The organism is Streptomyces sp. NPDC111656, assembly GCF_055656965.1.
Genome location: NZ_JBVKCA010000042.1, coordinates 1 through 25,830 on the forward strand (window position 1 = coordinate 1; position 25,830 = coordinate 25,830).

Annotated in this window: 29 protein-coding genes and 3 pseudogenes; 11 read left to right on the forward strand and 21 right to left on the reverse strand. The window is 67.7% G+C overall.

Features of this window, described 5'->3' with window-relative positions; all coding sequences use genetic code 11:
• Positions 1 to 300 precede the first annotated feature (300 nt).
• Positions 301 to 591 carry a hypothetical protein gene (locus ACZ7M3_RS50700; protein WP_472073335.1) on the forward strand — a complete coding sequence of 97 codons (291 nt, stop codon included), beginning with the start codon at positions 301 to 303 and terminating at the stop codon, positions 589 to 591.
• 348 nt (positions 592 to 939) lie between these two features.
• On the opposite strand, the gene ACZ7M3_RS50705 is transcribed toward ACZ7M3_RS50700, so the two are convergent.
• The 7 genes and pseudogenes from ACZ7M3_RS50705 to ACZ7M3_RS50735 form a co-directional block, all read right to left on the reverse strand.
• Positions 940 to 1,335, reverse strand: coding sequence for a DUF3592 domain-containing protein (locus ACZ7M3_RS50705; protein WP_472073337.1), 396 nt, complete (start codon positions 1,333 to 1,335; stop codon positions 940 to 942).
• Between the two features lie 172 nt (positions 1,336 to 1,507).
• A complete protein-coding gene (locus ACZ7M3_RS50710; protein ID WP_472073421.1) occupies positions 1,508 to 1,732 on the reverse strand; it encodes a transposase in 225 nt (74 codons plus the stop codon).
• A 217-nt stretch (positions 1,733 to 1,949) separates the two neighbouring features.
• Positions 1,950 to 2,534, reverse strand: a complete 585-nt coding sequence (locus ACZ7M3_RS50715; RefSeq protein ID WP_472073339.1) for a hypothetical protein — start codon at positions 2,532 to 2,534, stop codon at positions 1,950 to 1,952.
• Entirely contained in the window at positions 2,503 to 3,267 is a 765-nt protein-coding gene (locus ACZ7M3_RS50720) for a hypothetical protein (RefSeq protein WP_472073341.1), read from the reverse strand. The genes ACZ7M3_RS50715 and ACZ7M3_RS50720 overlap by 32 nt, the downstream gene beginning before the upstream one ends.
• Before the next feature lie 438 nt (positions 3,268 to 3,705).
• A complete protein-coding gene (locus tag ACZ7M3_RS50725) occupies positions 3,706 to 4,059 on the reverse strand; it encodes a hypothetical protein (RefSeq protein ID WP_472073343.1) in 354 nt (117 codons plus the stop codon).
• Between the two features lie 536 nt (positions 4,060 to 4,595).
• Positions 4,596 to 4,819: pseudogene (locus tag ACZ7M3_RS50730) on the reverse strand (ISL3 family transposase); the annotation flags it as partial.
• Positions 4,820 to 4,995: 176 nt separating this feature from the next.
• Entirely contained in the window at positions 4,996 to 5,289 is a 294-nt protein-coding gene (locus ACZ7M3_RS50735) for a hypothetical protein (protein ID WP_472073345.1), read from the reverse strand.
• 109 nt (positions 5,290 to 5,398) lie between these two features.
• Between ACZ7M3_RS50735 and ACZ7M3_RS50740 the strand changes: the two genes are divergently transcribed.
• Both ACZ7M3_RS50740 and ACZ7M3_RS50745 read left to right on the forward strand, forming a co-directional pair.
• Positions 5,399 to 5,626, forward strand: a complete 228-nt coding sequence (locus ACZ7M3_RS50740; RefSeq protein WP_472073347.1) for a hypothetical protein — start codon at positions 5,399 to 5,401, stop codon at positions 5,624 to 5,626.
• Between the two features lie 740 nt (positions 5,627 to 6,366).
• Positions 6,367 to 6,987, forward strand: a complete 621-nt coding sequence (locus ACZ7M3_RS50745; RefSeq protein ID WP_472073349.1) for an ISL3 family transposase — start codon at positions 6,367 to 6,369, stop codon at positions 6,985 to 6,987.
• A gap of 113 nt (positions 6,988 to 7,100) precedes the next feature.
• Here ACZ7M3_RS50745 and ACZ7M3_RS50750 read toward each other — a convergent pair whose 3' ends face one another.
• From ACZ7M3_RS50750 to ACZ7M3_RS50790, 9 genes are all read right to left on the reverse strand, one after another.
• Entirely contained in the window at positions 7,101 to 7,673 is a 573-nt protein-coding gene (locus tag ACZ7M3_RS50750) for a DUF4240 domain-containing protein (protein WP_472073351.1), read from the reverse strand.
• Between the two features lie 137 nt (positions 7,674 to 7,810).
• Positions 7,811 to 8,230 carry a hypothetical protein gene (locus ACZ7M3_RS50755; protein ID WP_472073353.1) on the reverse strand — a complete coding sequence of 140 codons (420 nt, stop codon included), beginning with the start codon at positions 8,228 to 8,230 and terminating at the stop codon, positions 7,811 to 7,813.
• A 269-nt stretch (positions 8,231 to 8,499) separates the two neighbouring features.
• Positions 8,500 to 8,967, reverse strand: coding sequence for a nuclear transport factor 2 family protein (locus ACZ7M3_RS50760; protein WP_472073355.1), 468 nt, complete (start codon positions 8,965 to 8,967; stop codon positions 8,500 to 8,502).
• Positions 8,968 to 9,089: 122 nt separating this feature from the next.
• Positions 9,090 to 9,353, reverse strand: coding sequence for a rodlin (locus ACZ7M3_RS50765; RefSeq protein ID WP_472073417.1), 264 nt, complete (start codon positions 9,351 to 9,353; stop codon positions 9,090 to 9,092).
• Positions 9,354 to 9,439: 86 nt separating this feature from the next.
• On the reverse strand, positions 9,440 to 9,856 hold the full coding sequence (locus tag ACZ7M3_RS50770) for a HAMP domain-containing protein (protein WP_472073357.1): 417 nt from the start codon (positions 9,854 to 9,856) through the stop codon (positions 9,440 to 9,442).
• A 300-nt stretch (positions 9,857 to 10,156) separates the two neighbouring features.
• On the reverse strand, positions 10,157 to 10,306 hold the full coding sequence (locus ACZ7M3_RS50775) for a hypothetical protein (RefSeq protein WP_472073359.1): 150 nt from the start codon (positions 10,304 to 10,306) through the stop codon (positions 10,157 to 10,159).
• Positions 10,303 to 10,971 (reverse strand): response regulator transcription factor, encoded by a 669-nt coding sequence (locus ACZ7M3_RS50780; RefSeq protein WP_472073361.1) that lies wholly within the window; start codon positions 10,969 to 10,971, stop codon positions 10,303 to 10,305. Before ACZ7M3_RS50780 ends, ACZ7M3_RS50775 begins: the two co-directional genes overlap by 4 nt.
• 34 nt (positions 10,972 to 11,005) lie before the next feature.
• Positions 11,006 to 11,185 carry a hypothetical protein gene (locus ACZ7M3_RS50785; RefSeq protein ID WP_472073363.1) on the reverse strand — a complete coding sequence of 60 codons (180 nt, stop codon included), beginning with the start codon at positions 11,183 to 11,185 and terminating at the stop codon, positions 11,006 to 11,008.
• A gap of 407 nt (positions 11,186 to 11,592) precedes the next feature.
• The gene (locus tag ACZ7M3_RS50790) at positions 11,593 to 12,414 is read right to left on the reverse strand and encodes a polysaccharide deacetylase family protein (protein ID WP_472073365.1); all 822 of its coding nucleotides are present in this window, start codon (positions 12,412 to 12,414) and stop codon (positions 11,593 to 11,595) included.
• 395 nt (positions 12,415 to 12,809) lie between these two features.
• Here ACZ7M3_RS50790 and ACZ7M3_RS50795 point away from each other — a divergent pair, with 395 nt between their 5' ends.
• Together ACZ7M3_RS50795 and ACZ7M3_RS50800 are read left to right on the forward strand one after the other, a co-directional pair.
• Entirely contained in the window at positions 12,810 to 12,968 is a 159-nt protein-coding gene (locus tag ACZ7M3_RS50795; protein WP_472073367.1) for a hypothetical protein, read from the forward strand.
• 331 nt (positions 12,969 to 13,299) lie between these two features.
• Entirely contained in the window at positions 13,300 to 15,360 is a 2,061-nt protein-coding gene (locus ACZ7M3_RS50800; protein ID WP_472073369.1) for a glycosyltransferase family 39 protein, read from the forward strand.
• Positions 15,361 to 15,997: 637 nt separating this feature from the next.
• On the opposite strand, the pseudogene ACZ7M3_RS50805 reads toward ACZ7M3_RS50800, so the two are convergent.
• A pseudogene (locus ACZ7M3_RS50805) lies at positions 15,998 to 17,427 on the reverse strand (NF041680 family putative transposase).
• Between the two features lie 830 nt (positions 17,428 to 18,257).
• Between ACZ7M3_RS50805 and ACZ7M3_RS50810 the strand changes: the two are divergent.
• Positions 18,258 to 18,539 (forward strand): annotated as a pseudogene (locus ACZ7M3_RS50810) (effector-associated constant component EACC1); the annotation flags it as partial.
• Between the two features lie 679 nt (positions 18,540 to 19,218).
• On the opposite strand, the gene ACZ7M3_RS50815 reads toward ACZ7M3_RS50810, so the two are convergent.
• On the reverse strand, positions 19,219 to 20,718 hold the full coding sequence (locus tag ACZ7M3_RS50815; protein ID WP_472073371.1) for a hypothetical protein: 1,500 nt from the start codon (positions 20,716 to 20,718) through the stop codon (positions 19,219 to 19,221).
• Positions 20,719 to 20,792: 74 nt separating this feature from the next.
• The gene (locus ACZ7M3_RS50820) at positions 20,793 to 21,203 is read right to left on the reverse strand and encodes a hypothetical protein (RefSeq protein WP_472073373.1); all 411 of its coding nucleotides are present in this window, start codon (positions 21,201 to 21,203) and stop codon (positions 20,793 to 20,795) included.
• 201 nt (positions 21,204 to 21,404) lie between these two features.
• Between ACZ7M3_RS50820 and ACZ7M3_RS50825 the strand changes: the two genes are divergently transcribed.
• Positions 21,405 to 21,686, forward strand: a complete 282-nt coding sequence (locus tag ACZ7M3_RS50825) for a hypothetical protein (RefSeq protein WP_472073375.1) — start codon at positions 21,405 to 21,407, stop codon at positions 21,684 to 21,686.
• A gap of 518 nt (positions 21,687 to 22,204) precedes the next feature.
• Here the strand turns inward: ACZ7M3_RS50825 and ACZ7M3_RS50830 are convergent.
• Positions 22,205 to 23,044, reverse strand: a complete 840-nt coding sequence (locus ACZ7M3_RS50830; RefSeq protein ID WP_472073377.1) for a helix-turn-helix domain-containing protein — start codon at positions 23,042 to 23,044, stop codon at positions 22,205 to 22,207.
• The gene (locus tag ACZ7M3_RS50835) at positions 23,041 to 23,748 is read right to left on the reverse strand and encodes a peptidoglycan-binding protein (protein ID WP_472073379.1); all 708 of its coding nucleotides are present in this window, start codon (positions 23,746 to 23,748) and stop codon (positions 23,041 to 23,043) included. The genes ACZ7M3_RS50830 and ACZ7M3_RS50835 overlap by 4 nt, the downstream gene beginning before the upstream one ends.
• 522 nt (positions 23,749 to 24,270) lie before the next feature.
• On the opposite strand from ACZ7M3_RS50835, the gene ACZ7M3_RS50840 reads away from it, so the two are divergent.
• The 4 genes from ACZ7M3_RS50840 to ACZ7M3_RS50855 all read left to right on the forward strand — a co-directional run bounded on the left by ACZ7M3_RS50840 (position 24,271) and on the right by ACZ7M3_RS50855 (position 25,801).
• Positions 24,271 to 24,561 (forward strand): hypothetical protein, encoded by a 291-nt coding sequence (locus ACZ7M3_RS50840; RefSeq protein WP_472073381.1) that lies wholly within the window; start codon positions 24,271 to 24,273, stop codon positions 24,559 to 24,561.
• Positions 24,562 to 24,698: 137 nt separating this feature from the next.
• On the forward strand, positions 24,699 to 24,830 hold the full coding sequence (locus tag ACZ7M3_RS50845) for a hypothetical protein (protein WP_472073383.1): 132 nt from the start codon (positions 24,699 to 24,701) through the stop codon (positions 24,828 to 24,830).
• 93 nt (positions 24,831 to 24,923) lie between these two features.
• Positions 24,924 to 25,304, forward strand: coding sequence for a hypothetical protein (locus ACZ7M3_RS50850; RefSeq protein ID WP_472073385.1), 381 nt, complete (start codon positions 24,924 to 24,926; stop codon positions 25,302 to 25,304).
• Positions 25,305 to 25,420: 116 nt separating this feature from the next.
• The gene (locus ACZ7M3_RS50855; RefSeq protein ID WP_472073387.1) at positions 25,421 to 25,801 is read left to right on the forward strand and encodes a hypothetical protein; all 381 of its coding nucleotides are present in this window, start codon (positions 25,421 to 25,423) and stop codon (positions 25,799 to 25,801) included.
• Positions 25,802 to 25,830 lie beyond the last annotated feature (29 nt).

Here is a 25,830-nt window from a genome sequence, read left to right on the forward strand (position 1 = left end):
ACCGCATCAGCGTGCTGTTCGCGATGCTCCGCGACGGCACCTTCTATGAACCCAGAACCCCACGCCTCGCTTGACGAAAGACATAGAGGCACCCCGCCACCGGCTGTCCTCCTACAGCGCCAAGCACTGGCACGCCCAGCTCAGCCAGCTCACTGGGACCGGGCGCGGTTACGAGGCCCTGGAGAGCGCCGGCCTCGAGTCAAACCGGACACCCTGTTCAAGTGGCTGTCGAATCCCGAGTACAACGTCCGCCGCAGCTACCGCGACCTCATCCACACCGCCTACGAGAACGTCGCCATCGTGCCCGCCGCCCCCATCCCCGACCACGTCGAAGACGGCCAGTTCGAGATCAGCGGCCTCGTCAAAACCGGCGCCGACGAACGCGAACGCGGCAACCGCCGCGCCGCACCCCTGCGCATCGACGGAAGCCGCGGGGACTGGAGCGACATCGAGGCGCTCTGGCTGGCCGGCGACCTGCGCGACGACGACTTCGAGGACCGCTTCATCGACGACGTCATCGTCGCCGACATTGGCGAAGGCACCGACGTCTGCGAGTTCAGCGGAAGCTCGTACTCAGTCGAGCTCAGGTGACCCGCGTTCCCGGCCCGGACGTCGCCGAGTCCAGGACAGTGACGCCGGGAGGTCCGGAGGAATCTCATCTCCGGGCACCCGACCTGCACGCGCCAGGGGAGACAGCGGCTACCGCCTGTTCGGGATGCCCTTCATCACCGACCGTGCGATAGCCGACCTGGAGAGGAAGGTACTGGTCGGAATCGACACTGACGATCCCGACGCCGCCGAACCAGCGCGGGATGACCTCCACGCCATCCTGAATGCCTGTGCAGCGCGCATCGACGTCCTCGCCCAGGGCCTGTCCGATGGGTCCTGTGATGGGTCTGGCGGTGGATCCGTTGGTGAGAACGAGGAGGGGGAACAAGCTCAGCGCGTGAGGACGCACCCAGCCGCGACGCCGAGGAAGATCATGGCTCCGAAGAACAAGCCGACGATCTCATGTAGGCGGTACTTCCAGGTGAACACCCGTGCGCTTTTCGGCCTTTCGGGCAGGTAGGCGACCGGTACATGGGTTCCGAGGACCAGCCCCGTCGCCGTCATGGGTGGCCGGAACCTGACGGGCCGGCCCTGCCGGTCGATGAACTCGATGACGGGCGTCGAAGAATCGTCCCCGGGCTCATGCTCCTGGTCCACCACCACCCCCTCAGCGTGCAGCCCGTAGCGGCTCAGCCGCATCTGCAGCCGTGCCTCCCGCGCACCGGCCCACAGACTCACCAGGCCCGCCAATACGGCCAGCCCGATACCGATCGTTTCACCCGTCATCCGTCCCCTGCTCTCCCTCGCGCAGCGCCCGCCCGGCACGGCCCGCGCATCAGGAGGACGCGGCACGCAGCCCGATGGTTCACGAAGGTGCGCGGGCACACCGGCTCCTTGGGCTTCCGTGGCCGTGGCGGGGGGCCACGAAGGGCCGCCCCGCTCCCTGAAGCCGAGGTCATCACCGGAGCCACAGCCTGATCGCGGCGCGGGCGGCCGTCCCGTGAAAGACGTAAGCCCGCTTGTCGAAGCGCTCGTCGATGTCCGCCCGGCGCATCCACTTCGACAGCGTCACCGCGTGGACGCCGAAGTCGGCGGCCACCTGCTCGAGTGTCACGTCCGGGCCGCGGTTCCTCGCGACCCGCACGACGTCCTCGCGGAACTCTTCCGGATAGGGTTTGGGCACAGCGACATCCTTCCCACCCGCCCTACAGGGAAAGCCGGTTCAGATGTCGCCCGATCGTGCAACAGACCCTCCCCGCCGCACGTATCAGCGGGGAGTTGGTGAGAGCTGGCTCCTCGGCAAACGGGACAGGCAGGGCCGTCCCGTGGCCCGGTAGCCCTCCGGAGGCGAGTGTTCTGGGTCGACGGCGGAATCGTCATGCAGTCGCCGACCGGTTGTGTCACTGGAGGGAGTGGTTTCGAGCGGACTCCTGCCGCTGCTGGTGCTGCTCGTTCCAGAGGCCGGCGAGCTCGCCGAGTGCGTTGTTGGTGCGGCCGAGTTCCCAGAGCAGATAGATGCTGGCTCCGGCGAATGGGATCCACTCACCCCAGTGGAAGATGAGCACCGGCATATACAGCAGGCCGACCAGGACAAGTAATTTGACGAAGAGCTCGGCCCTGTACGTCTGTTTGCGTTCGACGATGACGTGCTCTCCGCGGCCGTGTCTCCACTGCAGGTAGCCGATCAGCTCCAGCCCCTTCGGCAGGTTGACGAACTGGGCCTTGGTTATGGTCACCGGTTCACCGCTGGTGTTGGTCGCTTGGGGCAGGTTCAGCCAGTACTCCTTGCCGATCCGCAGCTGGTCGTACTCCAGGTCGGCCTGCTCGAGCAGTCCTGCACCCAGTGCGTGACCCTTCCATGCACCTGTGTCATCTGGTCGCTGCGGGACCAGCCAGGCTGCCAGGGCCGCCGCCACGATCAGGAATGCGGTTCCGGCGATCAGCCGGCCGCGCCTACTTGGAGTAGAAGACACCAGCGTGCCCACTGCTGAGCGAACCATTCTTGCCCCAAACCCAGTGCTTGCCGGGCTGGTTTCCGAACGTGATTCTCTGCCTGTGGTTGCTGTCGTAGCCGGTCTTCGCACCGAGCGAGATACCGAAGGCGCTCACCGCGCCGCCGAACTTCACAGAATTGCCGTGAGCAAGCGAAAGGGTGCCACCGCCCCCCTCAAGGTAGGTCCGGTAACCCTTCGGGGCCTTATTGAAGTTCGCCGTCCCGTCCTTCGACGACACGTCCTTGCCGACCTTGCCCGCCGCGCCGTCGGCCGGAATGTGGTATCCGCTTGCCTCGATCTTGTACCAGGTGGCACGCACCGAGCCGGAGCACCAGTGCTGGTACTTCCACTTCTTGTAGAGGATCGGCACCTGGTATTGGTGCGAGTACTTGGGCCTGTTGGACCAGCCTACGGTCATGCCGTTGCTCTGCGACAGTTCCTTGGACGCACCTATAGTCCCGTTGCCGCTGCTCTCGACCGCGGTGTCAATGCTGCTGGACATCGAGGATTCGTACTCGAACGTTGACTTCGCGTCCCAGTTGGCGTGCGCTTCGCCGACGACCGTGTACTTCGTCGAGCTGTCGATCTGCTTTTTGGTGTCCCAGCAGTTGCCGGAATCCATGGGCACGATGGGCGGGCGCACCGCTTCGGCGCTGACGTCCTGGCCGTTGACCAGGTACGGGTTGTAGTCGGCGGCGAGGGTGCTGTTGTTGCTCTGCCACATAGGGACCGTGTCCGGGGCCGGAGCCGGGTCGGCTTCGATCTTCGCGGCGAGGGTGCTGCTGTCCGTGGACCCCGCACGAGGGTCCGGTCTGTGCAGCGTCAGTGTGAGAGGTACGTCAACTTTCGGCGGCCGCAGGGCTGTTGAGCCTGCCGCATGCGGCTCTTCATCGCGCGCATCGGGTCATGCGGCCGGGCGCGGGAGATGTGAGAGCCGTGTGACCAGCAGCCACGGCCGCAAGGGCCGGGCGAGGAACAAGAGCCGGAACCAGGGCGCCGCGTACGCCGCTTCCAACGCCGGCACCCTCCACCAGCACGACAGCGGCCCGTCCAGCAAGGATCTCCAGCCGGCCGACCCCAGCCGGTGGGGAGTGGAGACCGCGCCGGACATGCGGACCGCGTCCGCCCTGATCGGCGCATGCATCGAGCGGTGCGCGCCATGTCAGCAGTCGCTCGCCGCGAAGCTCCTCGATGAGGACCCGATCGTGCTCGCGGTGACGGCCGGATCCGTCTCAGCCTGCACGCGGCCCACGAGCCGGACGCGGGAGGTCTGGCCGCCAAGCCCACCCAGGTGTTCTTCCTCCTTGTCCAGCAGGCCCGCGCTCATGGGGGAGACGTCCGGATGCTGCGGGCGGGAGTCGAGCGGATGCCCGAGGCCCACCGTGCAGTGCTCCTGGACGACGCGCTGGACTTCTGGACCTTCTACGGCCGGCAGCACCTCGGCCTCATCCACCAGCACCCCGGCGGCCCGGCCGGACACGGCCAGCGCCGTCCCCGGTGATGAAAGCAGTGTCATCCGCGCTGCCGCGGGCCGCCCCGAGGCAGGGGCCGACGCTGCGGAGCAGCCCGTTCGCTGTGACGGGGACGCGGCGGGCCACCGCAGTGCCTCCGCGGTCCGTACGGGACCGCTGCCACGTCACCGTCCGTCCGTGACCCGCTGTGGATGCGGAGAGGGGATCATGGACCTGGCTGCCGGGAAGAGGCGGCCGGCCGGGTGAGCGGTCACCGGGCTGGGACGGTTGCGGCCCCATCGTAGCCGCACGTTCGACTCGTGCGTACATATGCGCGACCTGCACGGATGGCGATCGGGTGCTGTACTGCTCGGGCTTCGGCGTCCGTGACATGGGCGCGGCGGCCGCGTCCGGGACGCTGGTAGTGCCGTCGATCACCACGGCGACGACCCCGGTGATCGGATCAGCCGTCGAGTGATCAGCGGAGCGAGCTTCTGGAGCTGTTGGAGGCGATGGCTGCAGCGGAGACGGATCCGGCTCGGCGCGAGTTTCTGGAAGGGTTCCCGGAGGGCTTTGGACTCGTTGAGGATCCGGCTCTGCTTCACGAGTAGAGCCGGACGTGCCTGCGGAGCAGAGCGAAGCTGGCCCGGCCGAACATCTGGCGCTTGAGCATCTTGTTCCGGCTGACGTGTCGTTCGACGACGCCGGGGTCCCAGGGGAGGGTGAGTCCGGCGACGACGGCGTCGAGGTCGCGTTCAAGGCGGGATGCGAAGCGGTGCAGGCTGGGCAGGTCAGCGTCATGAACTGGGCGGTCCATGCCGGTAGACGTTCTGACTGCCTGCCGGAAGGTACGGGGACGGGACCGGTTCGGCGGCGAGTGCCAGCCGCTGCTCCGGCTCCGCCTCACACATCACGAGGTCGCGATCGCCTGGGCTGACTCCGCCAAGAAGAACTGTGCCCCCGCCAGGGCTGCACTGCTCGGCCGCTGGGTGAGGCTCCACTCAGGAGCAGTTCCACTGGCGTGCCAGGGCGACGGGCGCGAAGCGCGAGCAATCGTCGGTGGTCGGATAAGTGTCGGAGCCTACGAACCACCACCCGGTGCTGGGGGTGAACCGGAAGAACTGCAGGCCCGAGCCCTCGTCCTGGAGTTGGACCCGGTCGTCGCCTGTCGCGCCGGCACCAGCTTCGAAGCGGACGGCTGCATAGAGCGTGGTGCCGCAGCTGCCGTAGTAGAAGTTGCCGGGCTTCGGCTGGATGTGGCTGACCCTCTTGGCGTGCTCCCAGGTTTGGGTCACTGCAGACTTCACGTCGGCGTGGACCGCCAGGTTCTTACACGCGGCAGGGACGGCAGCGGCGGCACTCGGCGTTGCCGTCGGCCGGGAGGCGTCGGCCATCGCTTTGGCGGTGGGGGCCGGAGAGGTGCTCGCCACCGCGGTCGGGCTGACGGATGCCGTCACCGCCTGCGAGTCCGTCGGTGTGGGCGAGGCCGAGGACGTTGCGGATCCCGACGCACTCCGGGCAGCCGTAGCCGCGGCGCTCGCACTCGCTGCCAAGCCGGAACCGTCGTTGCAGGCCGCCAGGCCCGAACAGGCTGCGAGTGCCAGTGCGGCAGTGGCCGCGGCCCGTCCGTAGTCGAATGTCATGAGTCCCCCACTCTCGACGCGACCTCTCGCGCTCCCGCTGCTCGCCGCAGACTATAGCCCCGGGCCTCGTCCACGGTTCGCCTCGGACCGCATGAGGACGTGCCTCACGTGTCTCAACGACCGAGACCACCGCTGAACTGCGCAGATGTCCGGCGACCACTAGACAACGGCGGCTCCCGGCGACATCAACAGCCTTGCGCTGCTTACGACGTCGTGTACGCAGCGTCACGCTCCACTCAACGAGAGACACTGCCAAATTGGCTCTGGCCGTAGTTCCGTGAATTCCCAGGTCAGGAGCGGGAACGAGGGATCGTTTCGGCAGTGTGTCCCCTGCCGTGGCGAGCAAGACGGTAGAGGATGTGCTGTTTCCCGGGTCCACCGGTCGGCCGGGCCGGTGCCCGGACTGCCGGAAGGTGGCGAGACGCGTGCACAGTTCGTACCAACGCAGTTTGAACGAGCGGCCGTTGGCCTAGCGGCGGGTCGTGGTCCGGCTCCGGGTCCGCCGGTACTTCTGCGACCGGAAGAGGTGTTCCCGGAAGACATTCGTCGAGCAGGTGCCGGGCCTGAACGAGCGGCATCGCAGATCGAGCGTCGGACTGACGGGGTGCCTGCGGTCGATCGCGGTGGAGTTGGGCGGTCGTCCGGCGGTCCGACTGTGCCGACGGCTGCGGCTGGCCGCGGGCCGGACCCGGCTGCTCCAGCTGCTGCCGGCTCCGCCGGTGCCGGGCCGTGCCCCGAGGGCGCTGGGGGTGGACGAGTTCCTTCCGCAAGGGCTGCACCTACGGCACCATCCTGGTCGACGTCGAAGCCGGCCAGGTCGTGGACGTGCTGCCTGACCGCACCTCGGAGACGTTCGCAGCCTGGCTCAAGGAACATCCCGGCACGGAGATCATCTGCCGCGACCGGGCGACCGCCTACACGAAGACGGTGAAGGAAGCCGCCCCGAACGCCCTCGAAGTCGCCGACCGCTGGCATCTGCTTCAGAACCTGTCCGCCGCAGTGGAGAAGACCTGCCACCAGCACCGCAACTGCCTGCGCAAACACGCCGAGCCGGAGTCGGAGCCGACCGTGCCGGAACCGGTCCTAATGGAATTGCCCGTGCCGGACCTTCCCCGCACCCAGATCATGGAACGGACCCGTCACCGCTATGAGGACGTCCGCCGCCTGGTGCAGAAGGGCTGGACCATCAGCGCCATCGCGCGGCGCCTGAGCCTCGACCGCAAGACCGTACGCCGCATCCGCGACCCGCGACACCAACTTCGACGAACTGCTGGCCTCCGCCTTCCTCCGCCAAGACCTCGACGCCGTCACTGCCGGGCTCACCCTGTCGTGGAGCTCCGGCGTCGTTGAAGGTCACGTGAACCGGGTGAAAACCCTCAAGAGAGCCATGTATGGCCGGGCCTCGTTCGAACTCCTCCGCACTCGCGTCCTCACCAACCATGCCCATCATGGAACGGGCGTCCTCAAACGCTCCCGCCGAGGAACAGCGGGGCCAGGCGAGGCAGCCTGCGGCGCATCTCGTCATCGTCGTCGAAGTCGAAATCCTCGCCCATGTCGACGGCGTTGTCGCTCCCGGCATTCGCTCCTCGGAAGCTGTGCCATGCCTCGTAAAAGGCATCTGCATCGCCCGTGATCCGTTCGAACGCTCCGGCAGCTACATAGTTCACATCCTCGTAGAACAGAACCTCGGAGCGGTCCCGGGCGTTCACGGCCTGGAGCACGGCTGGGTGCCCAGCGAGGCTGTCGGGAGCAGCGGCCACACGTTCGTACCACTCACGGCCCAGGGCGATCACACCAGCGCGGAAGTCCATGAAACTGTCGTCGGAGCAGCCGCCCCCAATGAGGTAAGCGGCCGCCCACACATCCCAGCGGTACAAGGCGTCATGCAGCTCGTCGAATCGTTCTGCATACTCCAGGACCTCCTGCCTCGTCCCATTCGCGAGCTGCTTGACCAGACCCTCGTCGAGGGGATCGCCAGCTTCAGCTGCTGCGGACCGCACGGATTCGATGACGTCCCAGAACCTGTCGATGTGCATGACCGCGCACTGTGCCACGAGGCTCTGACAATCGGTCCCGGACCCTCAGCAAGGAACCACCGGACCTGCTGGCAGCTGTCACGGAACTGCGGCGAGAGACCTGAAAGGTTCTGTCCGCACTTCCGTGAAGCCGGTGGTCAGGAGCTCGGCGGAGTAGGCCAAGGTCGGCCGTCGGGTGCCCGGGCGGGGCGGCCGGCGAGGACATAGTCGCGGTATTCGTCACCTGCCATGGACTGGGTCACCCAGCGTTCGCGTACAGCTCCAGTCCGGTCTGCGGCAGCGTCCAGTGCGGCTGCTGGGTCGCTCGTGGTTGCGATCAGGAGGCCGAAGTCCTCTTCATCTGTGTCGAACAGCGCAGGCAGCGAATCCAAGTCGTAGGTCTGGGGTTCGGTGTCGAGAACGGCGTGGAGGTAGATCTCGTAGTGGCCCTCGGCAGGCCGTACCTCGACGTAGGAGACGCCAAGGCTGTCACGGGTTCCGGACGGCCCGAGGAACTGCTCGATGGGACGTCCCCGCTTGAGGGCACCGAGAAGGAATGGCTCTGCCAGGTATCGCACGCCGCGACACTACGGCGTGATGAGAATGCGGGTCCGTAGGAGGTCGAAGGATGCCCGTCCGTACATGGCCCTTTTCAAGGTCTTGACCCGATTCACATGCCCTTCGACGACTCCTGAACTCCATGGGAGGGGGAGGTCGGCCGTCACCGCGTTGAGGTCCTTTCACAGGAATTCTGGGCAGTGCATGGCGGGCCGTTTCAGCGATCTTTCGCGGGCTCCCTCTCCCGTTCGGTTGGAGGGCCAGCAGTAAGGGCGAGGATGCGTGAGGGTCAGAACCCCAGGTCGCTCAGACCGGGGTGGTCATCGGGACGCTTGCCCAGCGGCCAGTGGTATTTGCGGTCGGATTCGGCGATCGGGAGATCGTTGATGCAGGCGAGACGGACACTCATCAGGCCGTCTTCGCCGAAGTCCCAATTCTCGTTGCCGTAGGAGCGGTACCACTGGCCGGAGTCGTCGTGGCATTCGTAGGCGAACCGCACCGCGATCCGATTCTCGGTGAACGCCCACAGCTCCTTGATGAGCCGGTAGTCCAGCTCGCGGTGCCACTTGCGGGTCAGGAAGGCGACGATCTCTTCGCGGCCGTTGACAAACTCTGCGCGGTTGCGCCAGCGCGAATCCACCGTGTAGCCCAGCGCCACCTTCTCGGGATCGCGTGAGTTCCAGGCATCCTCTGCCAGCCGGACCTTCTCGATCGCCGTGTCCCGCGTGAACGGTGGCACGGGTGGACGTGTGGACATGACTGTTCCTCCCGGATGAATGGTTCTGCGAGTAGCCGATAAATGCGGCTCATAGCACGGGCCAGGTACATGTAATCGGCCAGGCCGCCACCTTCCTGGATGGTCCCGCAGGCCGAGCTCGGTCAGCCGCGGCCGGAGAGGACTGGGATCCCGTCCAGGATGTGCGACAGTGCGTCGTCGCCGTCGTTGATGGTGCTGTTGTCAGTGCACTGCTGTTGTCCCTGCAAGACGGGGACATCCTGCACGCCGACGTTGATCAGCGCGATGAGCGACTGGAGACCCAGCTTCCCGATCCCGATGCACGGCTTGTTCAGAGTTCCCTGGATGAGGCTCATCTGTGGAGGCTCTGGGCAGGCCCAGGCTCCGGTTGGCGTGGCGGCAAGCAGGGCGAAGGTGGCGGACACAGTAACTGCGATTTTGCGAATAGTGATCGCTCCTTCTGCCACTGCGACTACTGACGCTGATATGTGGATCAATACTCATTGAAGTGACGGCGTGGGGGTCCCGCGTGCGGGTTCGCGCAAACGGATGACGTCAGGCCATGGGCTCGCCGAACAAACCGCTCAGCTTTCGATGGCACGCGCTCAGAGCTCCCTACTTTCCTCCCCGGGACAGGGCGAGCGCAGAGGAGGACGCGATGCCCAGCGACCGGGAGCGGCTCGCTGCCCTCGGCGTCGACCCGGCCAGCCGGGGTGCGCAGTTCGTGCGCGATGTCGGCGGTCACCCGGCGCTCGGCCTCCGGACGGGCGCCGAGCGCGTCCGCCATGGCGTTGACGGAGGCGGCGAGTCGGGCGATCTCGTCCTGCCCGGACGGCCGGACCCGGGCCTCGAGGTCACCCTCGGCGATACGTTCCGCCGTGCGGGCCGCGACTGGGGCGCGACTGCCCATTCGCACTCCCAGGAGGAGGCCGGCCAGGGGTCACCAGGAGGGTGGCCGTCGAAGCCACGGTGAGCAGCGTCCGGTCCAGTCGGGCCAGGGACCGGTTCCCGGGGGTGTACGGGCGCGACAGTGCGAGCTCGTTCCGGTCCGAGATGCGGGTCGCGGCCCACAGCATCGGGTGCGGGCCGTCCTGGAGGAAGGTCACGCGGGCATTCCCCCGTACAGCCGTCGCGACCGGTCCGGGCAGATCGGGCGGATTGCAGAAGAGTTCAGGCCGATGGCCGCGCGGTCGTATGCCGCGCTCATCAGCTACCGGTCCAGGTTGGTGCGGGCAGTGGCCAGTTGGTCGGCGGCGGTGATCCGGTGTACCAGCAGGCCGATCGCGCCTGCCACGCACACGGTCGCGACGGCGACGGCCAGAGCGACTCTCGTGCCGATGTTCAAGGCGGGCGGCCTCACGCGCGCAGCTTGTAGCCGAAGCCGCGCACCGTCTCGATGCGCTCGCGTCCGATCTTGGCGCGCAGCCGCCGCACGTGGACGTCCACCACCCGGGTGTCGTCGGACCAGGGGTAGTCCCACACCCGCTCCAGGAGCAGGTCCCGGGTGAGGACGATGCCCGGCGCGGCGGTGAACTCGCGCAGGAGTTTCAGCTCCGTCGCGGTCAGGTCGACAGGTTTCCCGGCCCGGTACACGGTCCGGGACACCGGGCAGAAGCCCAGGTCTCCGAAGTGAAGTGCAGTTGTCTCCGGCTCCTGCTCCGCGGGTGCCGCGCGGCGCAGCAGGGAGCGTATCGGGGCCACCAGAACCGGACCGCCGAAGGGCTTGGTGACGCAGTCGTCTGCGCCCGCCTCCAGCCCCAGCACCACGTCCACCGGGTCGTTGCGGGCCGAGATCAGCCTCACCCGGACCGCGGACTCCTCGCGGATGCGGCCGGCCAGGCTCACGCTGTTCAGGCCGGGCAGCATGATGTCGAGTACGGCCACGTCCGGGTGCGTCTCCCGGAACAGTTCCAGCCCGGTCATGCCGTCGGCCGCCGTACGTACCCGGTAGCTGCGCTCCTCCAGTGTGAGCCGGGTGGCCTCGCGGATCATCTCGTCGTCCTCGACCAGCAGAACGTCGTACATACACATCCTCTCGCGCTGCTCCTCGGCGGGTCCATCAGGCCTTCGGCACGCCCAGCCGCACATTGCTGAGGTCCTCCGCCCAGAACGGCGCCGGGGAGCCGACGGGCGTGACCGCCGCATGACGGTCGTAGGCCGCGCCCAGGCGTTTGGTGAGATCGCTCAGGACGACCTCGACCCTGTAGCTCGAGGCCTGGTCGTCCGGGCAGCCGGACATGTAGTTCAGGTCCTACGCCACGCCGTCGGCCCGTGCCTGGGGCGACCCCCAGTGCCACCATTCCAGTTCTGTCAGGGCGGTGATTTCGGTCAGGTACATCAGCTGCGGGTGCTGCCTGGGACGGCCTCCGCGAACACCAGCCCCGACCAGGGGATCGCCGTCGGGGGCCGCCCCTCGACCCGCACGCCGGTGTCCACCGCCCCGCACCCGGTCGGACAAGCGGGTGAGCGTCGCGCACCGCGCTGTCCGTCGAACACACATGCCTGCTCCTGAACCGGCCCGTGATCTCCGTTACGTCCGTCCGCGCCCCGGACCTCGCGTTCGATCGCCCTCTGAACCAGAGCCCTGGGTCGGTAAATCGGATGCCATCGAATGCCGGCGATCTCTGACGCGCCCTGTTCTGCGCGTCAGAGGTAGTCCTCCAGGCGTGCCACTGCGAAGCCCTGCTCCTGGATATGCCGCAGCATGTTCGCCGTCATCTCGGTCATCGAGTGACCCTTGAGCTGTCCGGGGCCACGGAAGTGGGCCAGGATGATGTCGCCCGGGTGGAGTTCCTTGTCAGGACGCTGGTACTGCATGTTGGCGATCTGCATGGACTCGCGCCACAGCACGAGCGCCTCGATTCCGCACTGCCCGGCTGCGGTGCGGGTGTTCTCGTTCCAGTTGCCGTAGGGCGGTCGCATCAGACGCGGGACGCTTCCGTACTCCTTGCCGAGCCTGGTCTGCTGGCCGCAGATCTCCGCGCGCTGCGCGGCCGCGCCCATGGTGCGCAGATTGGGATGGGTCAGCGTGTGGTTCTGAATCTTGTTCCCGAGCTGTTGCAGTGGCTTGAAGTAGCCGTAGTCGGAGCTGATGATCGAGTCGGTCAGGAACATGGTGAAGGGAACCTTGAGTTCGCGCATCATTCTCACGAACTTGGGGTCTTTCTCGGCGCCGTCGTCGAAGGTGATGAAGACGACCTTGTCTTTGGTGGGTATGTCACTGATCACCGGTACCGGTTCGCCCGCACGGCGCTTTACGGGCTTGACCTTCGGCGGGGCGGGCGGCGCGGCGAGGGGCTTGAGGCCCCAGGCGCGGAAGGCAGCGGCGGGGGCCTTGCTGCCGGCCCGGGGGGACGCCGCCGGACGAACGGGGCTCGAAGCGGCAGGCTCTGCCGCATGGACGCCCGCCCCACAGCCCGATATGAGCAGGGTCCCGATGAGCGCCAGCCCCGCGATTTTCTTGTTCACCCGAGAACTCCAAGTGCCGAACACATCTTCCGTGGTGTCCTACTTGAGGGAAGACGCGACAACGGGGTTCCAGCAGGCTGGTGTGATTTCAGCGCGCGGAGGAGGTGCTCGCATCGCACTGGAACGTCGCCGCGACCGACGACGTCTGGGCCGAGCACACTCCACGCGCGCAGTACGATGCCGGGCCGACGGGACGGGAGTTGCGACCGCTGTGCGGGGCCTTCTGTCGTCATGGGTAAGAGACATGGCTACCGTCGACCTGTCCGTGGCGCAGTCGTCCAAGGCCGGGAGACGGGGCATACCTGGACGTGGCCTATGACACGGACGCGTGGGCCCGGCTGGGCCAGAGGGCCAGCCGGTACACCGCTGGCTCAGTCTGTCCGCAGGTGCCGCAGGTGCCGCAGGTGACCTTCGGTACCGGCGCAGTCCTCGACCCCGGCAAACCCAGCGAAGCGGTCCTGGGTTGCGGTCTGCTGTGCTCGATGCGCCCGGGCATGCTCATGCTGCAGGACCGGGGACTCGCCACCACCGCCTTCCTGGACGCCGTGGCCTGAACAGGAGTCGGCTGCTTGGCCCGGCTGTTCCTGCCGGGCCCTGGGTGCACGAGGGCGCCCTTGAGATGTCGGCGACATGAGGGGCGGCTGTCCATCGAGGTCTTCGTCTCAGGGCTGTGCGACGTTCCTGCATGGATTCGCCGGGGACTTGGAGGCGGTCCCGCAGGGAGGTCTTCTCCTCGGCGAACCTGTCCGCCCAGGCCTTCCGCTCCGCCCCGCAGGTTCCCGGCGACCTGATTCTCACCCAAATGACAACTCTGTCGAGGCATCCAGATCGCCGCCGCAGCTATCTAGCACTTCGACAGCGCGTTGCACTTGGGAGGGTTTGTCCATGGCCGGCACCACCGCGGAAACCATCGCCTCGGCTCCGCCGATAGGCGTGCGGCTGCTCAGCCGCAGCTCAGGGGCCGGACGGGGCGCGGCGAGCCGACCCGGCTGGGCACGGGCCGCGTACTGGGCGATCCTGCTGGCGGCGGTGGTGCTGTTCAGCTGGGACATGCAGAACAGCGGCTATCACGCGTTCTACTCGGAGACCGCGCGCAGCATGACGCAGAGCTGGAAGGGCTTTCTCTTCGGCTCGTTCGACCCAGGCAACACGATCACCATCGACAAGCTGCCGGGCTTCCTGTGGCCGCAGGCCCTGTCCGCGCGGATCTTCGGCTTCCACCCTTGGGCGCTGACCCTGCCCCAGGTGATCGAGGGCGTGCTCGGCGTCGTCGTACTGCACCGCGCGGTGCGCCGATGGGCGGGGGAGAGCGCGGCCCTGCTCGCCGCGGGCGCCTTCGTGCTCACCCCGGCGATCGCCGGATTGTTCCGCACCGAGGTCGAGGACCCGCTGTTCACCCTGTGCATGCTGCTCGCCGCGAACGCCGGCCTGCGGGCGGCCCGTGAGGGCCGGCTGCGCCCGCTGCTCGCGGCCGGGGCCTGGATCGGTCTCAGCTTCCAGGCCAAGATGCTGGAGGCCTGGGCGATCCTCCCGGCGTTCGGCCTGCTCTACGCCGTGTCGGCCCCCGTGACACTGCGCCGCCGCCTCGCGCATCTGGCGGCGGCGGGCGCGACCTGCCTCGCGGTGTCGGCGTCCTGGGTGCTGCTGGTGACCCTGACCCCGGCGCAGGACCGGCCGTTCGTCGACGGTACGACGGACAACTCCGCGTTCAGCCAGGTCGTCGGCTACAACTTCCTCACCCGTTTCTCCAGCCTCGGCGTCAGCGCGAAGTCCACCGGAAGCGTCGCGGCGCAGAGCATGGCCGGAACCGATCCGATGCCTCACACCGGACAGACCCTCACCGAGTGGGCCAAGATGTTCGGGCCCTCGCTCACCACCCAGATCGGCTGGCTCTATCCGGTGGCCGCGCTCGCCGCCGTATGCGGACTGGTGTGGCTGCGCGGCCGGCCGCGCACGGATCCGCTGCGGGCGGGCTTCCTGTTCTGGACGGTGTGGCTGGCCACCTACTTCCTGGTGTTCAGCGCCGGCGCGGTCGGCGCGCACACGTACTACATGGGTGTGGTGGGCATACCGATCGCCGCGCTGTTCGGCGGCGGAATGGTGCAGTTCTGGCGGGCCTGGCGGCGTGGCGACCGGGCCCGGCTGTGGGCGCTGCCGGCGGCTGTCGGGTGCACGGTCGTGTGGTCGGCGTTCGTCGCCTACCAGTTCCCGGCGTTCCTGCCCTGGCTGGCGCCCACCGCGTTCGTCCTGGGTGTCGGCGCGCTCGCGCTGCTGATCGTCTCCCGCGTCCGCGCAGGGATGCCGGCCCGGGCCGCGGTGCTGGGCGTCGGGCTCGGCATCGCCGCGATGCTGCTGCCGTCCGCCGCCTGGGCGTCCTCGGTCCTCACCACCCAGTACGGCCACTCAGGCATGGGCGCGGCCGGCCCCGTCTTCGTACGGCACGGCAGCAAGTACCGCAACAGGGCCACCTGGTCCTCCGCCCACGGCAAGACCGCCCAGGTCCGTTCGACGTTCAAGGGCACCGGTCACGACGGGCTCACTCGCGAGGAGCAGCGTCTACTGGAGTACACCCGGGCCCACCAGGGCCGCGCCACCTTCGTCTTCGCGACGACCAGCTGGCGCGCCGCCTCCCCGTACATCCTCTACGCCGGCGCCCCGGTCCTCCCCATGGGCGGCTTCACCGGCGCCGTCCCGACCCCCACCGCCGCAGGCTTCCACCACCTGATCGCCACCGGGAAGGTGCGCTACGTCGTCCTGGGCGGTGCCGCCACCGACCCAGGCACCGTCAACGCCGCCTGGGTCGGTGGCCATTGTGCCCGGGTACCCGGCCAGACATTCCATCTCTACGACTGCTCGAAGCCGCCCGTCCCGTACAAGGCACAGGCACGGCACCACCGTCACGCGGGGAAGGCGGACCGGGCCAGGGCGCCGAAGTCCAGTACGTGAGTCGTGTCGTTGACACTCCGCGCCAGGTCCGAGGGCCGCCCCTGCTGTGGCCCTGTCTCGCTATCGCTCATACATTCGACAAGTGGGCCTGGCGCTGGCCGCTCGTCCACCGCTTCACCGGCCACCCCTGGGTCGGCGGCACCTAGCGCGCGATCGTTGCCCCCGCTCCCGAGAGCCGCATCCCCGCCGGAGGCAACCGCGGCCCCATCACCACCTACCTGACCATCGAGCAGACCTACTGGACGCTGCATGCCACCCTGCGGACCGCGGAGAGCGCATCCCGCTCGGACAACGCAACCATCGTGAAAACGGACGGCTCAGGAATCGCCGAAGTGCGCTTCCTGTACGACAACGCCCCGCGCACCGAGCACCGGCAGCGCCGTCCCGCCACTCAGGGGCCTGCAGGCTCTCGGTGACCGGGCGCACCCCCAGAGCATCACCGGCAGCTACTTCACGGACCGCTACATGGCCGGGGACATGGACCTCACCCTGGTCGCCCGGTCCACCGACCACGGGACCTTCGCCGATGCTCAGACCGCCGACCAGGCGACAGCACAGACCGCCTGACGTTGACCAGCTGCCCAGCTCCATCCAACACCGGCCGCGTTGCGGGACGCTGTCTCAGCTTGTTCTTTATCTACCAGGACCTGCCAGGCTTGCCGATGGCCTTGAGAGTCTCGGGGCGTTTGACGGTTTTGCCGACGTCGTAGCGGGGTGCCCGGTGTTTGTTCTTGGCGCCGGGTGGCCGTCCGGGGCCGGTGCCTCTGGGTTTGGGTACACGGGTCGGGCAGTCGAGGTGAGCGCGGATGTTCCTGAACCCCCGGCGGACCCGGGCCGGGGTGAGCCGGTCGGAGGTGGTGGGTTTCTCCCAGGGCCGGCGGAGGTCCTCGGCGAGAGGCCGGGCGAGCCGGAGCTGGGTGTGAGCGACGATCAGGATCCAGGTCCAGCGGTCCGCCGCCTGGGGAGTACGGAACTTCGGAGTGGTCCAGCCCAGGGTCTGCTTCGCGAAGCGGAAGGTGTGCTCCAGGTCGAAGCGGCGGAGAAATGCCTGCCAGAATCGGTCCACGTCGTCCGGAGTGGCGCCGGTCTTGGAGGACCACAACCACACCGGCGGGGCATCACGGTCCTTCGATAGATGCTCGACCTTCAACCGGATCAACGTGCCCTCGACCAGGGGAAGTTCACCGTCGTGGTCGAGCCATGAGGAGCGGTGGGTGAGCCTTGGGTGGACCCGGTCCCATGCCTGAGTCTCGGCCTTGCCGTAGTTGGTGGTTGCGGTGACCGTGGTGATCGCAGGATCGGGCCAGGTCTCCGGCTTGGCGAAGCGGAATCCCGGGCCGTGCTTAGGCGGCCGTCCGCCCTTCGGGTCGTGGACGCGAGGCGATTGGGCAGGCGCATGACCCGGTCGGAGCGGACGCGGCCAACCAACTTGACGGGCAGGTCGCGCAGGACCCAGGCCAGGCGGGTGACGTCATAGCCGGCGTCGCTGACGATCACGATCTGCGGGTCCCCGCTCTGCCACTGGCCGGCCGCGACGAGCCGTTCAACGACTCCTCGGAGCTGGGCGGCGGTGACTGCGGTCGCGTCGTCTGCAGGTCCCAGCCGGACCGCGTTCAGGATCGCGGTCCAGGATGTGGCACCCGGCTCCAGCACGGCGACAAAGGAGTACGGCCAGCCCGGGATGAACTGCGATGCCGTCTTCGCCCGGCCGTAGACGTGGCAGAACAGCCGGTCCGCTGGGCACGGCGCATCCGAGCGAAGCCACGGCGACACATCGACCGCCAGGACCAGTCGCCCGCCGTCGAACCGCGGCAGCGACAGTCCAGCCAGCACCATCCGCAACCGACCAGCATCGATCCGGCCGTGGTTCAGGCCGCCGTACATCGCTCCGTGCCCACGTCGATGTTCGGGCAGCAGCGTCAGGTCGACCGGGGACTTCACCGCACCGTCCGCACACAGCACCGCGTCCACCAGCTCGAACAACTCGTCGCGCCGTGCGGTCAGGCACTCGTAGAACTCTCCCCGGAAGCGTGACGCTCCCGCGAACGCTTCCCCCCCGGACAGCACCAGGCAGCCGACTCACCCTCACGGCCTTCGTCTCGGTCACGTGCACCTTGGTCGGAGCACAGGATCAGACGAAGGCCGCCCCCGCGTCCGGCGAACCCCCATGCGAGGGAATCCGTTCGAGACGCCATTCGAGACCGTGGCACCATGTACCGCATGACGACGAACCGAAAGGTCCATGCCGCGTAGACGGCCAGGACAAATCCGTACTGGCGCCCCCGGCAGCCACCGGACAACGGGTGCAAGGCCAGTCATCGACGGCCTGTCTTCGCATGCGCTGTCCGAGATCACCCGCCTCGAGCACACCCGCAACTATCTGCAGCCAGGCGATGTCAGCACGGCTGTGAGCCTGTGGAACAACTACGTCCACCAGCCCGAGCGGGATCTGTGGCACGACTACGAGTGGGGCAACGTGCACTGGTACTGCTGCGGCAACCCCCTCGAAGCCCGAGCCCTACTTGACACCGCGATGCAGGCCATATCACCCCGAAGTGCCCGCGAACTTCGAAAGGTTGTCAGTCGGTCAGACGCCGTCTGGAACCGTCCGTCCCCGCCCTATGACGCAGACGGAAGATAAAGAACAAGCTCAGAAGCTGTGTCACATCCTCTATTCACAGGTCACAGGTCACAGGTCACAGGGCTGTGAAGTGAGGTAGGGATCCCGTTTGCCCTTCGGTAGGGCGTCGATGGGCGGGCAGCCGAACACAAGAGAAGAGGCCAACTTCTCACCTGAAGGCGATCATCTTGAAATGATGAGGGGTCATGGACGCATTGATCGGTATCAACGGCGGTGAGGAGGTTGGTGAGCTGGCCGCGCTGCCGGCTGGCTACGCGTAGAGCGCGAGTTGCAGGGCGCGGTCTGGGTCGTGCGCAGGGACATCGGAGAGACAGATCTCGGCGGCGCGCTTGACGTGCTGAGCATCGCTGTGTGCTCCGGCGGTGTCGGCGTGGCGCTGGCCCAGTCGCTGTCCGCGTGGCTGCGCGCCCGACGTTCGGACATCAAGGTCACCATCACCGCCAACGGACGCACGATCGAGGTCGATGCCCACCGCGTCCGCGATCCGGTCGGCCTGATCACCCGGGTGCTGGAAAGTGACGATGACGCCGAGAACTGATCGAATCGATCGCTCGGGCTCCCGCGCAGTACTGATCGGTGTCTCCAAGTACCAGGACCCCTCCTTCCCCCCCGGTGCCCGCTGCTGAGAAGAGTTTGTGGGGCGTGCACCGGATGTTGGTGGACGAGGAGTCGGGCGGCTGGCCCCACGACCGGGTCACTCCAATACCCGACCCAGTCGATTGCCGCCGGGTGATCAGCGACCTGCGTCGCCTCGCCCAGGACACCTACGGTGTGCTGCTGCTGTACTTCGTCGGCCACGGAACTCACCGCGAATGGTGACCTTGTGCTGGCCGTGACAGACACCATCGCCGATGAACCGGACATTACCGGACTGGAATACTCCAAGATCCGGAGCGCTCTGCTGGGGAGCCCCGCCAAGGTCAAAGCCGTTGTCCTGGACTGCTGTTACTCCGGTCGTGCCATCGATGTGCTCGCCGGGGACGGACAATTCCTGTCCCGTCTCCAAAGATCTGGTCCCTGTCTCAAGTGATCTGGTCCGATTTGCTTGTGGTGTGATTGGGTCGCGCCACCATTGAGCGGTGTGCATCGTGAAGTTGTTGGTCGCGGGTCTGGTGTGCGTGGGCTTCGGGGTGCTCAGGCGGGTTGCGGGCGGATGACTCCCGTCAAGATCGGCGGTCAGCGAGCGACCTCGCGGTTCGTCAGGACCAGTGGGGCCCTCAGCCGCGGATCCGGCGCCACCAGGGCCGCTGGGCCGGGAGCCGACCCTCGACACCGGGCAGGGCTATGGACCGAGGCACCCCCGGTCCGACCAGGAGCTGTCCCCGGTCCCGGGCGTCGGCGAGGGTCGTCAGGTGATAGGTGAACGGCGAGATCGCGCCCGCGCCGAAGAGGATGCCGCGCCAGTACATGAAGTCACGGAGGAGGTCGTGGAGCGCGAAGTACCGGGGAGACGTGCCGGGGACGGGCCTGGGCGTCCAGAGGACGCGCAGACGGTAGGGTCCCGCGGCGTGCTCCGTGCCCCCGTCCTCCCCAGTGACCACCCCACGCAGCGCCTCTCTGGCCTCCTGGTAGGAGGGGAAGTCGAGCCCGGCGAAGGTCGTGAAGAGCTCGTCGTCGTCCGCGCACGGGCTCAGCCGTCCCGGGTACCCCTCCACCACGACCGGCGCCCGGAACGAGTACGGCTCCGGCTCGGGGAGCCGCGCGGCTGGCACCCCTTCGTCGACGAACCGGTCGCGATAGCGCGCCCCGCCCGCAGTCAGCAGGGCGTCGCCCAGGGCGTCGGCCAGGGCGTCGGCCAGCGTGCTCCGGAAGGCCTGACCGGGTGAGGGACGCCGCAGGCGCCGCCCGCCCGCCCCGGCCATCTGCTCCAGGCCCCTCGTGACGGCGCTGTAGGCGCGGCCGTGCGCGATCCGGCGGTTGGCGGTCTGGTACCAGAGCAGCAGCAGGTCGAGCTCCTCGTCGAGGTCCGTCCCGGGCCTGAAGCTGCCGCGCTCCAGGAACCACTCCAGCAAGGCTGGCGGTGTGCCGTTGCACAAGGAGCCACGAGCCCCGTAGTCCCCGAACAGGGTGGCGTCCAGCACCTTGGTGACCGCGGCCCGCTCCGGGCCCACCCTGGCCTCGACCAAGTCGACGGCCGCGTAGTAGGCGCGCCCGCCAGCCGTCGACTTCATCGATGCGCGCAGTTCTCCTGCCGCCCGTGCGCCGAACGCGGCCGCCACGGCCGTCTCCTGCTGGAGCATGGCCAACCCCTCGAGGATCTGTGCCGAGGAGACCATGGTGCCGCTGATCACCGCTCGCGCGAGCAGCCCGTGGTCAGCTTTGCGTAGCACGTTCCGCGCCTTGGCCAGCAGGTCCCGTACGGCAGGGTCGAGATCCGGGAGCCCCGGCTCGACCGCCCTGACCACCTCCGGCGCGCGGGCCCAGCGCATCAGTGGCACAAAGAGGCGGTCGTACCGGCGCAGGTCGGGTTCCAGGGAGACCACGGTACCGAAGAACGCCGCGAGCTGGCCGGTGCGCCACATGCCGAAGGGCGTCGATGTGGCGTCGTACCAGTGACGCCACTCGTGGGCGTAGACCGTGAATGCTGTGTGCGCGAGGACGCACGCCGCGTCATCGCCCAGTCCGTCGGCATAGGCCCGGTGCTCGGCGCCGGGCGGTTCGAGCAGCGACAGCAGGAACAGGAAGTCCGCCTCGCCCGGGTCCGGGAGGTCGAACATCTTGTCCGAGCTGCACCACACCCCAAAGGTGTAAGGGTCGAGGGCCCCCCACCAGGAGACCTGATGGGCGCCGCTCAAGATGCGCCGTCGCTCTGGTCCTCGGCGTCCCGATCCTCCTCGTCGTGGCCGAGTGCCTCTCGCAGGCGCGCGATCTGCTCGGCGGTCTCCTCCGGCGTCAGCTGCCCGGAGAACGTCACCCGGGTGCCGTCGCCCAGCGCGATCTCGACCTGGGCACTGGTCTCCGCGGAACGCCTCCGCAGGATCCGCAGCAGCACCTCGACCGCCTCGAAGGCCGACTTGACGGTGCCGAAGGCGACGACCAGCTCCCAGAGGGGACCGGTCAGCGAGGCGAGGTCGAGGTCCAATGACGCGGGCGCGTCGACCTGGGCCAGCGGCTGCCCAGCCGCGACGAGGGGGCCGATGTCGGCGGAGAGTTCCGTGAGGACCGTGTCGTCGACCGAGTACATCTCTACCAGCAGCGCCATGCCCGCCCCTTCACGCCTGCCGGCCCCGGTGGGCCTGGTACACGGCAGGACGGTACCGCCGCGCAACCAGGCCCGCACAGGGATTTGGGGCATGCCCGCCCGGGACGACTCGTCCAGGAATACCCAGCGCATTCGGGCTGCGGCCCCCCTCCCAGGCGCCGGCGGCGCCACCCGAGTCGGACGACCAGGCCCCAGGGGGACATGCCGGTCGAGCAGGGTCGGCAGGTCCTGGCGGCGGGCCAACGCGGCCACCTGGTCCGGGTGCACGTCGGGGACCTCGACGTCCCCTCCGAGGGAGACGAGGAGTCCGGCTCGGACAAGGCGGCCGACCGCCGAGGCCGTCACCCGCGGCCGGGACCGCGGCAGCGGCACCCCCAGCGCCTCTGTCAGCCGGTCCGCCGCCCACCCGGCCCCTACAGGGCCGCGCAGACCGCCTCCGGGTCGGCAACCTCCACCACCGCCCGCGTCCTCCTTCAGGCGTAGTCATCACGGAAGAGCGGTCAGAACCAACTGAGGCGCTCAGTCACACTGTTGCCGCATTGGTGTACGACGATCCGGTGCTGTCAGCGTTCGAGCTGGACTTCGTCGACGCTGGTGAGCGCCGTCGGCTGCCACTCGGCCAGGCCTGGAACCGGCGGTTCGAGTCCGCCGATCCGGTGCGCGAATTCCGCTGGGCGAAGGGGGGCAGGGCTTCGCGGTCTGGAACTTCTCGGCGACGGTGGGCGACCACATGGGCTACGAGTCGTGGCTGGAGCGGGACCGGTTGATCCGGCCCTGTAGTCCTAGCTCGGACACCAGGGAGCAAGTAATCCACCGGTAGCTTTCAGGGTTTCGCGGCGGCGTTCTTCTTGGGCTCCGAGTAGGGACGGACCAGGAAACCGGTGTTGCTGTCAGAAGTTTTGACAGGCCGCGATCCGGGCCGTCAGGGCCGTGCGGCCCGCTGAGCCTGCCGCAGACCGCGCGTTCGCCTCTGCGGAAGCGCACGAACGTCGACCCCCGGGTCAGCGGTGGACGCATTCCGTGTGCCTGCCGTCTGCCGGTTTGAAGCAGGCCTGCAGTCCGGTGAGGTCGCTGCCGTCGATCATGGGCGTGAAGAGGGGCTCCCCTGCTTCGAGTGTGTCAGCGACCGTGACCCGTTCCGGTCTGCGGCCGGGAACCGACACTTCGAGTACGTCTCCGATATGCGTGTTCCACACCAGTGCCCACGCGGTGTGGCACTGCCTGCTGAAAGTGACTGACAGCCGCGCTCCGGTACGGGTCTGGTACGGCAAGCCAAGTCTCTGGGCTTGCCCGGGAGCTGCGCAGCCCATCATTTCCGGGTCCTCGCCCGCACACTTCTGAGCACGGCATCCGGGTGCAGGCAATGCGGAGGGCGCGGTTTGCCCTGCGGTGTCCTTGGCGTCCGTGTCGCGTGAGATCGTCACCCATGACGCAGTCGCCAGCGCTACCGCACATGCCGCTGCGACGAGCGCCCACCTTCGCGGCCGGGTGCTCCATCCGTTTGCGAGGCGGCCCGCAGACGTACCGCCATTGCTCGGCTGGTCATTGAGCGGTGGTGCCGCGGCTGATGTCCTGTGGCGACCACTCCACTCCAGCTCAGCCAGTTCCCACAATGCCACTAGGCGTCCTGGTGGCTCCCCTGCCATTGTGCACAGTGCCTTTACGGCTTCGCGCGGGGCGAGTTGCTTGCCGTTGAGGTAGCGCGCCCATGAAGACTTGCTGTAAGCGGTGCGCTCGGCCAGTGCGGTCAGGCTCAGGCCGGTCCGGGTCTTGAGATCTTGTAATCCCTCGGCCAGCCGCGTGCATGCGGGCGTGGCAGTCGGCGGGTCGGTGTCCGTCATCCCCGCAGTACCTGCCAGGTCTGCGCGCCTACGAGGCCGTCGGGTGGCAATCCGGCCTTCTGCTGCAGGCGTTTGACGGCCCGCGTGGTTTTTGGCCCGATAACACCGTCAACACCACCTGGATCAGAGCCCTGATGCTTCAGCAGGCACTGCGCCTCCACGACATCCCACCCCGGCCCGGAGAGCAGGGCGGTGCGGGTGGAGCTGTAGCCCGCATACAGCCGACCGTTCTTCCGGGTGACCGCACAGGGGTAGGTCTGCCCTGCCTTGTATGCGAAGGCTCTGCGAGACGCCGAGGCTGAACTGGGCTGCGCTCCGGCCGCGCCGTTCTGTCCCTGCTCGCCGTCCTTCCAGGGCGCCGCGATCAGTAGTCCGGCGAGCAGCACGCCGAGGACCACGGCCGTGCAGACGCCGATCAGCACCACTCGCCGCGTGTTCCTCGGTTCCGGTGTGTCCACAGCTGGTGCTGTGGGGATTTCCTGATTCCACGCTTCCTGGGCCACTTCGTGGAGCACCAAGAGCCGGGCCGGATCAACGTCACACGCACGCGCCAGTTCCTCCATCGCCTTCTGCGACGGCAGCGCCCTCCCGTTGAGGTAGCGCTCCCAGGACGAACTGCTGTAGCCCGTCTTGGTCTGGAGCGACGCCAGACTCAGCCCGCTTCGATCTTTCAGCCGGCGCATCTGGACAACCAGATTCCGCACCCGCTCATCCAGTGAACTCGGCAATTCCCTCCAACGCGGCATGTTCCACCCCACACCCGTTGAGCTCTTCGAGGCCCGATGTTCGCCTCCTGGCAGTTATACGGCTCTCTCGGACTACGGTTCTTGGCACGCTCGCCGCACAGAGCGCGTTTCGGCCAGCTTTCTTGCTGCCCACCGGGCCCGGTCGCGTCCCAGGGCTTCGTCATGCCCGGCGATATCCCAGCAGGTCAGCGCGTGGGACGGTCCACGAGTACCTCAATCAGCAGCGATTGCTGTTGGAGAGCGGGGCTGTCCGGCACTGTCGGTGATGCAAGCCGGGCGGCGCGGTCCACCCCGCGCCGCCCTCACCACGACAACTCATTCAGGGGGTTCCCCATGTTCATCCGTTCACGTCTGGGACTCGCGTCCGCCAGCGCGCTGCTTCTCACGAGTGGCACCGCGCTGATCAGCGGAGGCATTGCGGCAACCCCGGCAGGGGCTATCACACAGTCCGCAAGCTCTACTACGGCCTCACAGGCCCAGGTGACTCTGAAGAGGTCGATTCCTCAGACGACGCTTTGGATTCACGGCAAGGCCGCCCACGTCTGGAAGACCTGGTACCACTACAGCAAGGGGGGCTACAAGGGCCACTTCGGGGCCAAGTCCGTCAACGCCAACGCCTTCGTGATCGCCGAAATTTATTGGAACTCGGGTCGCCACGAATTCAAGAACGTCAAACCCAACTCCACACACGTGTACTACGGGGCGAAGAAAATCTATCTCAGGGTCTGCGACATGCACGGTCAGACCATGTACTGCAGCGCCAAGTGGTGACTGGCAGACACATCGTTCACCTGTGCGCGGCCTGGTGTACGACCTGCGGGGAGTACCCGCCCGGCCCGAGGGTCTGGCCTTGACCTCCGGATCATGGCTGGGCCGCCGCGCTCGACGTTAACCCGGCCGACGCTCGGATGGGCGGCGACGCCGACGGGATCGTCGGACCCGCCACCGGAAACCACCTGATCGACGACACACAGCTCACCGGGGACACCTACTACGGCGGCGCCGGCCGCTACTGCTACTACCTCAGCCCCACCGGCTGACCGGACTGTCGCCGGCAGGACAGGACCCACCGCAGCTACGGGGGGTGCGGTGGGGCCGGCGATCACTCGCACTCACACCATGGGAGCACCACCATGTCCGTCCGCCACCTCACCCGCGCGGCAGTCGCCGTGGCTTCGATCGGCGTCCTGTCGTTCCTCCAGATCGGCTCGGCGTCCGCGACCGGCAAGACCTCGGCGTACTACCTGGGCAAGGAGGCCGCCCGCGTCGACTACTGGAGCAGCACCGACGACTTCAGGGTGTCCGACACCCTCTGCGACGGCTACTCGTCCTACGCCCAGTACCAGCGGGCCGGCGCGAACAAGCAGACGCTGCGCAACTCCAAGGGCTGCCACACCTACGCAGACTTCAACCGCAGCTTCACCGGCGGCCAGACCATCAAGTACCGCGTCTGCGTGAGTATCCCTCTGGAGCGGGACAACTGCAGTAGCTGGAAGTGGGACAGCACCAGCTGACCCGTGTCCCGCAACGGTGGAGCGCGGACTGCGCCTTCGCCTCGTGATCCACTAGGAGCGTGTCCCACCCCAACGCCGGAGCCCCTCGACGCGGAGCACCGGAGAAGGCAGAGAACATGATCAAGAGGAAGACAGCGGCCCTGGCCGCGGGCACGTTAGCTCTCATGTTGGGTGCCGCGGTGCCGGCAGCGGCCATCCCCGTCCGGGATGCGGCCACGCCGACAGCGGCCGCATCCCGGACGGGGACGTTCTACGGCACCTACCAGCACGCCGACGGGTGCGTGTACCTGCGTTCTGCAGCCGGGTACCACTACCTACTGGAGGGCTACACAATGGGCAACAACGGCGGCCTGTACAAGAAGGGCGGCGGCTTTATCGCCTACCCGGGCTGGCGGATCGCCGCACACGGCACCCAGTACAACAAGTCCAGCACCACCCTGTGCACGACATGGGGCGCATACAGGCGAATCAAGGCGACGTCGATCTACGCCTACTGAGCCCGTTCGCAGGGCGGTCGGCGGCCAAC

Coding starts and splice junctions, on each gene's coding strand:
- ACZ7M3_RS50705 (WP_472073337.1), bottom strand. CDS start 1,335: ATGACGGGTGAAACGATCGGTATCGGGCTGGCCGTATTGGCGGGCCTG.
- ACZ7M3_RS50855 (WP_472073387.1), top strand. CDS start 25,421: ATGATCAAGAGGAAGACAGCGGCCCTGGCCGCGGGCACGTTAGCTCTC.
- ACZ7M3_RS50845 (WP_472073383.1), top strand. CDS start 24,699: ATGGGCGGCGACGCCGACGGGATCGTCGGACCCGCCACCGGAAACCAC.
- ACZ7M3_RS50725 (WP_472073343.1), bottom strand. CDS start 4,059: ATGACACTGCTTTCATCACCGGGGACGGCGCTGGCCGTGTCCGGCCGG.
- ACZ7M3_RS50780 (WP_472073361.1), bottom strand. CDS start 10,971: ATGTACGACGTTCTGCTGGTCGAGGACGACGAGATGATCCGCGAGGCC.
- ACZ7M3_RS50820 (WP_472073373.1), bottom strand. CDS start 21,203: ATGGCGCTGCTGGTAGAGATGTACTCGGTCGACGACACGGTCCTCACG.
- ACZ7M3_RS50825 (WP_472073375.1), top strand. CDS start 21,405: ATGCCGGTCGAGCAGGGTCGGCAGGTCCTGGCGGCGGGCCAACGCGGC.
- ACZ7M3_RS50800 (WP_472073369.1), top strand. CDS start 13,300: ATGGCCGGCACCACCGCGGAAACCATCGCCTCGGCTCCGCCGATAGGC.
- ACZ7M3_RS50850 (WP_472073385.1), top strand. CDS start 24,924: ATGTCCGTCCGCCACCTCACCCGCGCGGCAGTCGCCGTGGCTTCGATC.
- ACZ7M3_RS50720 (WP_472073341.1), bottom strand. CDS start 3,267: ATGTGGCAGAGCAACAACAGCACCCTCGCCGCCGACTACAACCCGTAC.
- ACZ7M3_RS50770 (WP_472073357.1), bottom strand. CDS start 9,856: ATGGGCAGTCGCGCCCCAGTCGCGGCCCGCACGGCGGAACGTATCGCC.
- ACZ7M3_RS50750 (WP_472073351.1), bottom strand. CDS start 7,673: ATGCACATCGACAGGTTCTGGGACGTCATCGAATCCGTGCGGTCCGCA.
- ACZ7M3_RS50760 (WP_472073355.1), bottom strand. CDS start 8,967: ATGTCCACACGTCCACCCGTGCCACCGTTCACGCGGGACACGGCGATC.
- ACZ7M3_RS50785 (WP_472073363.1), bottom strand. CDS start 11,185: ATGTCCGGCTGCCCGGACGACCAGGCCTCGAGCTACAGGGTCGAGGTC.
- ACZ7M3_RS50830 (WP_472073377.1), bottom strand. CDS start 23,044: ATGACGGACACCGACCCGCCGACTGCCACGCCCGCATGCACGCGGCTG.
- ACZ7M3_RS50815 (WP_472073371.1), bottom strand. CDS start 20,718: ATGTTCGACCTCCCGGACCCGGGCGAGGCGGACTTCCTGTTCCTGCTG.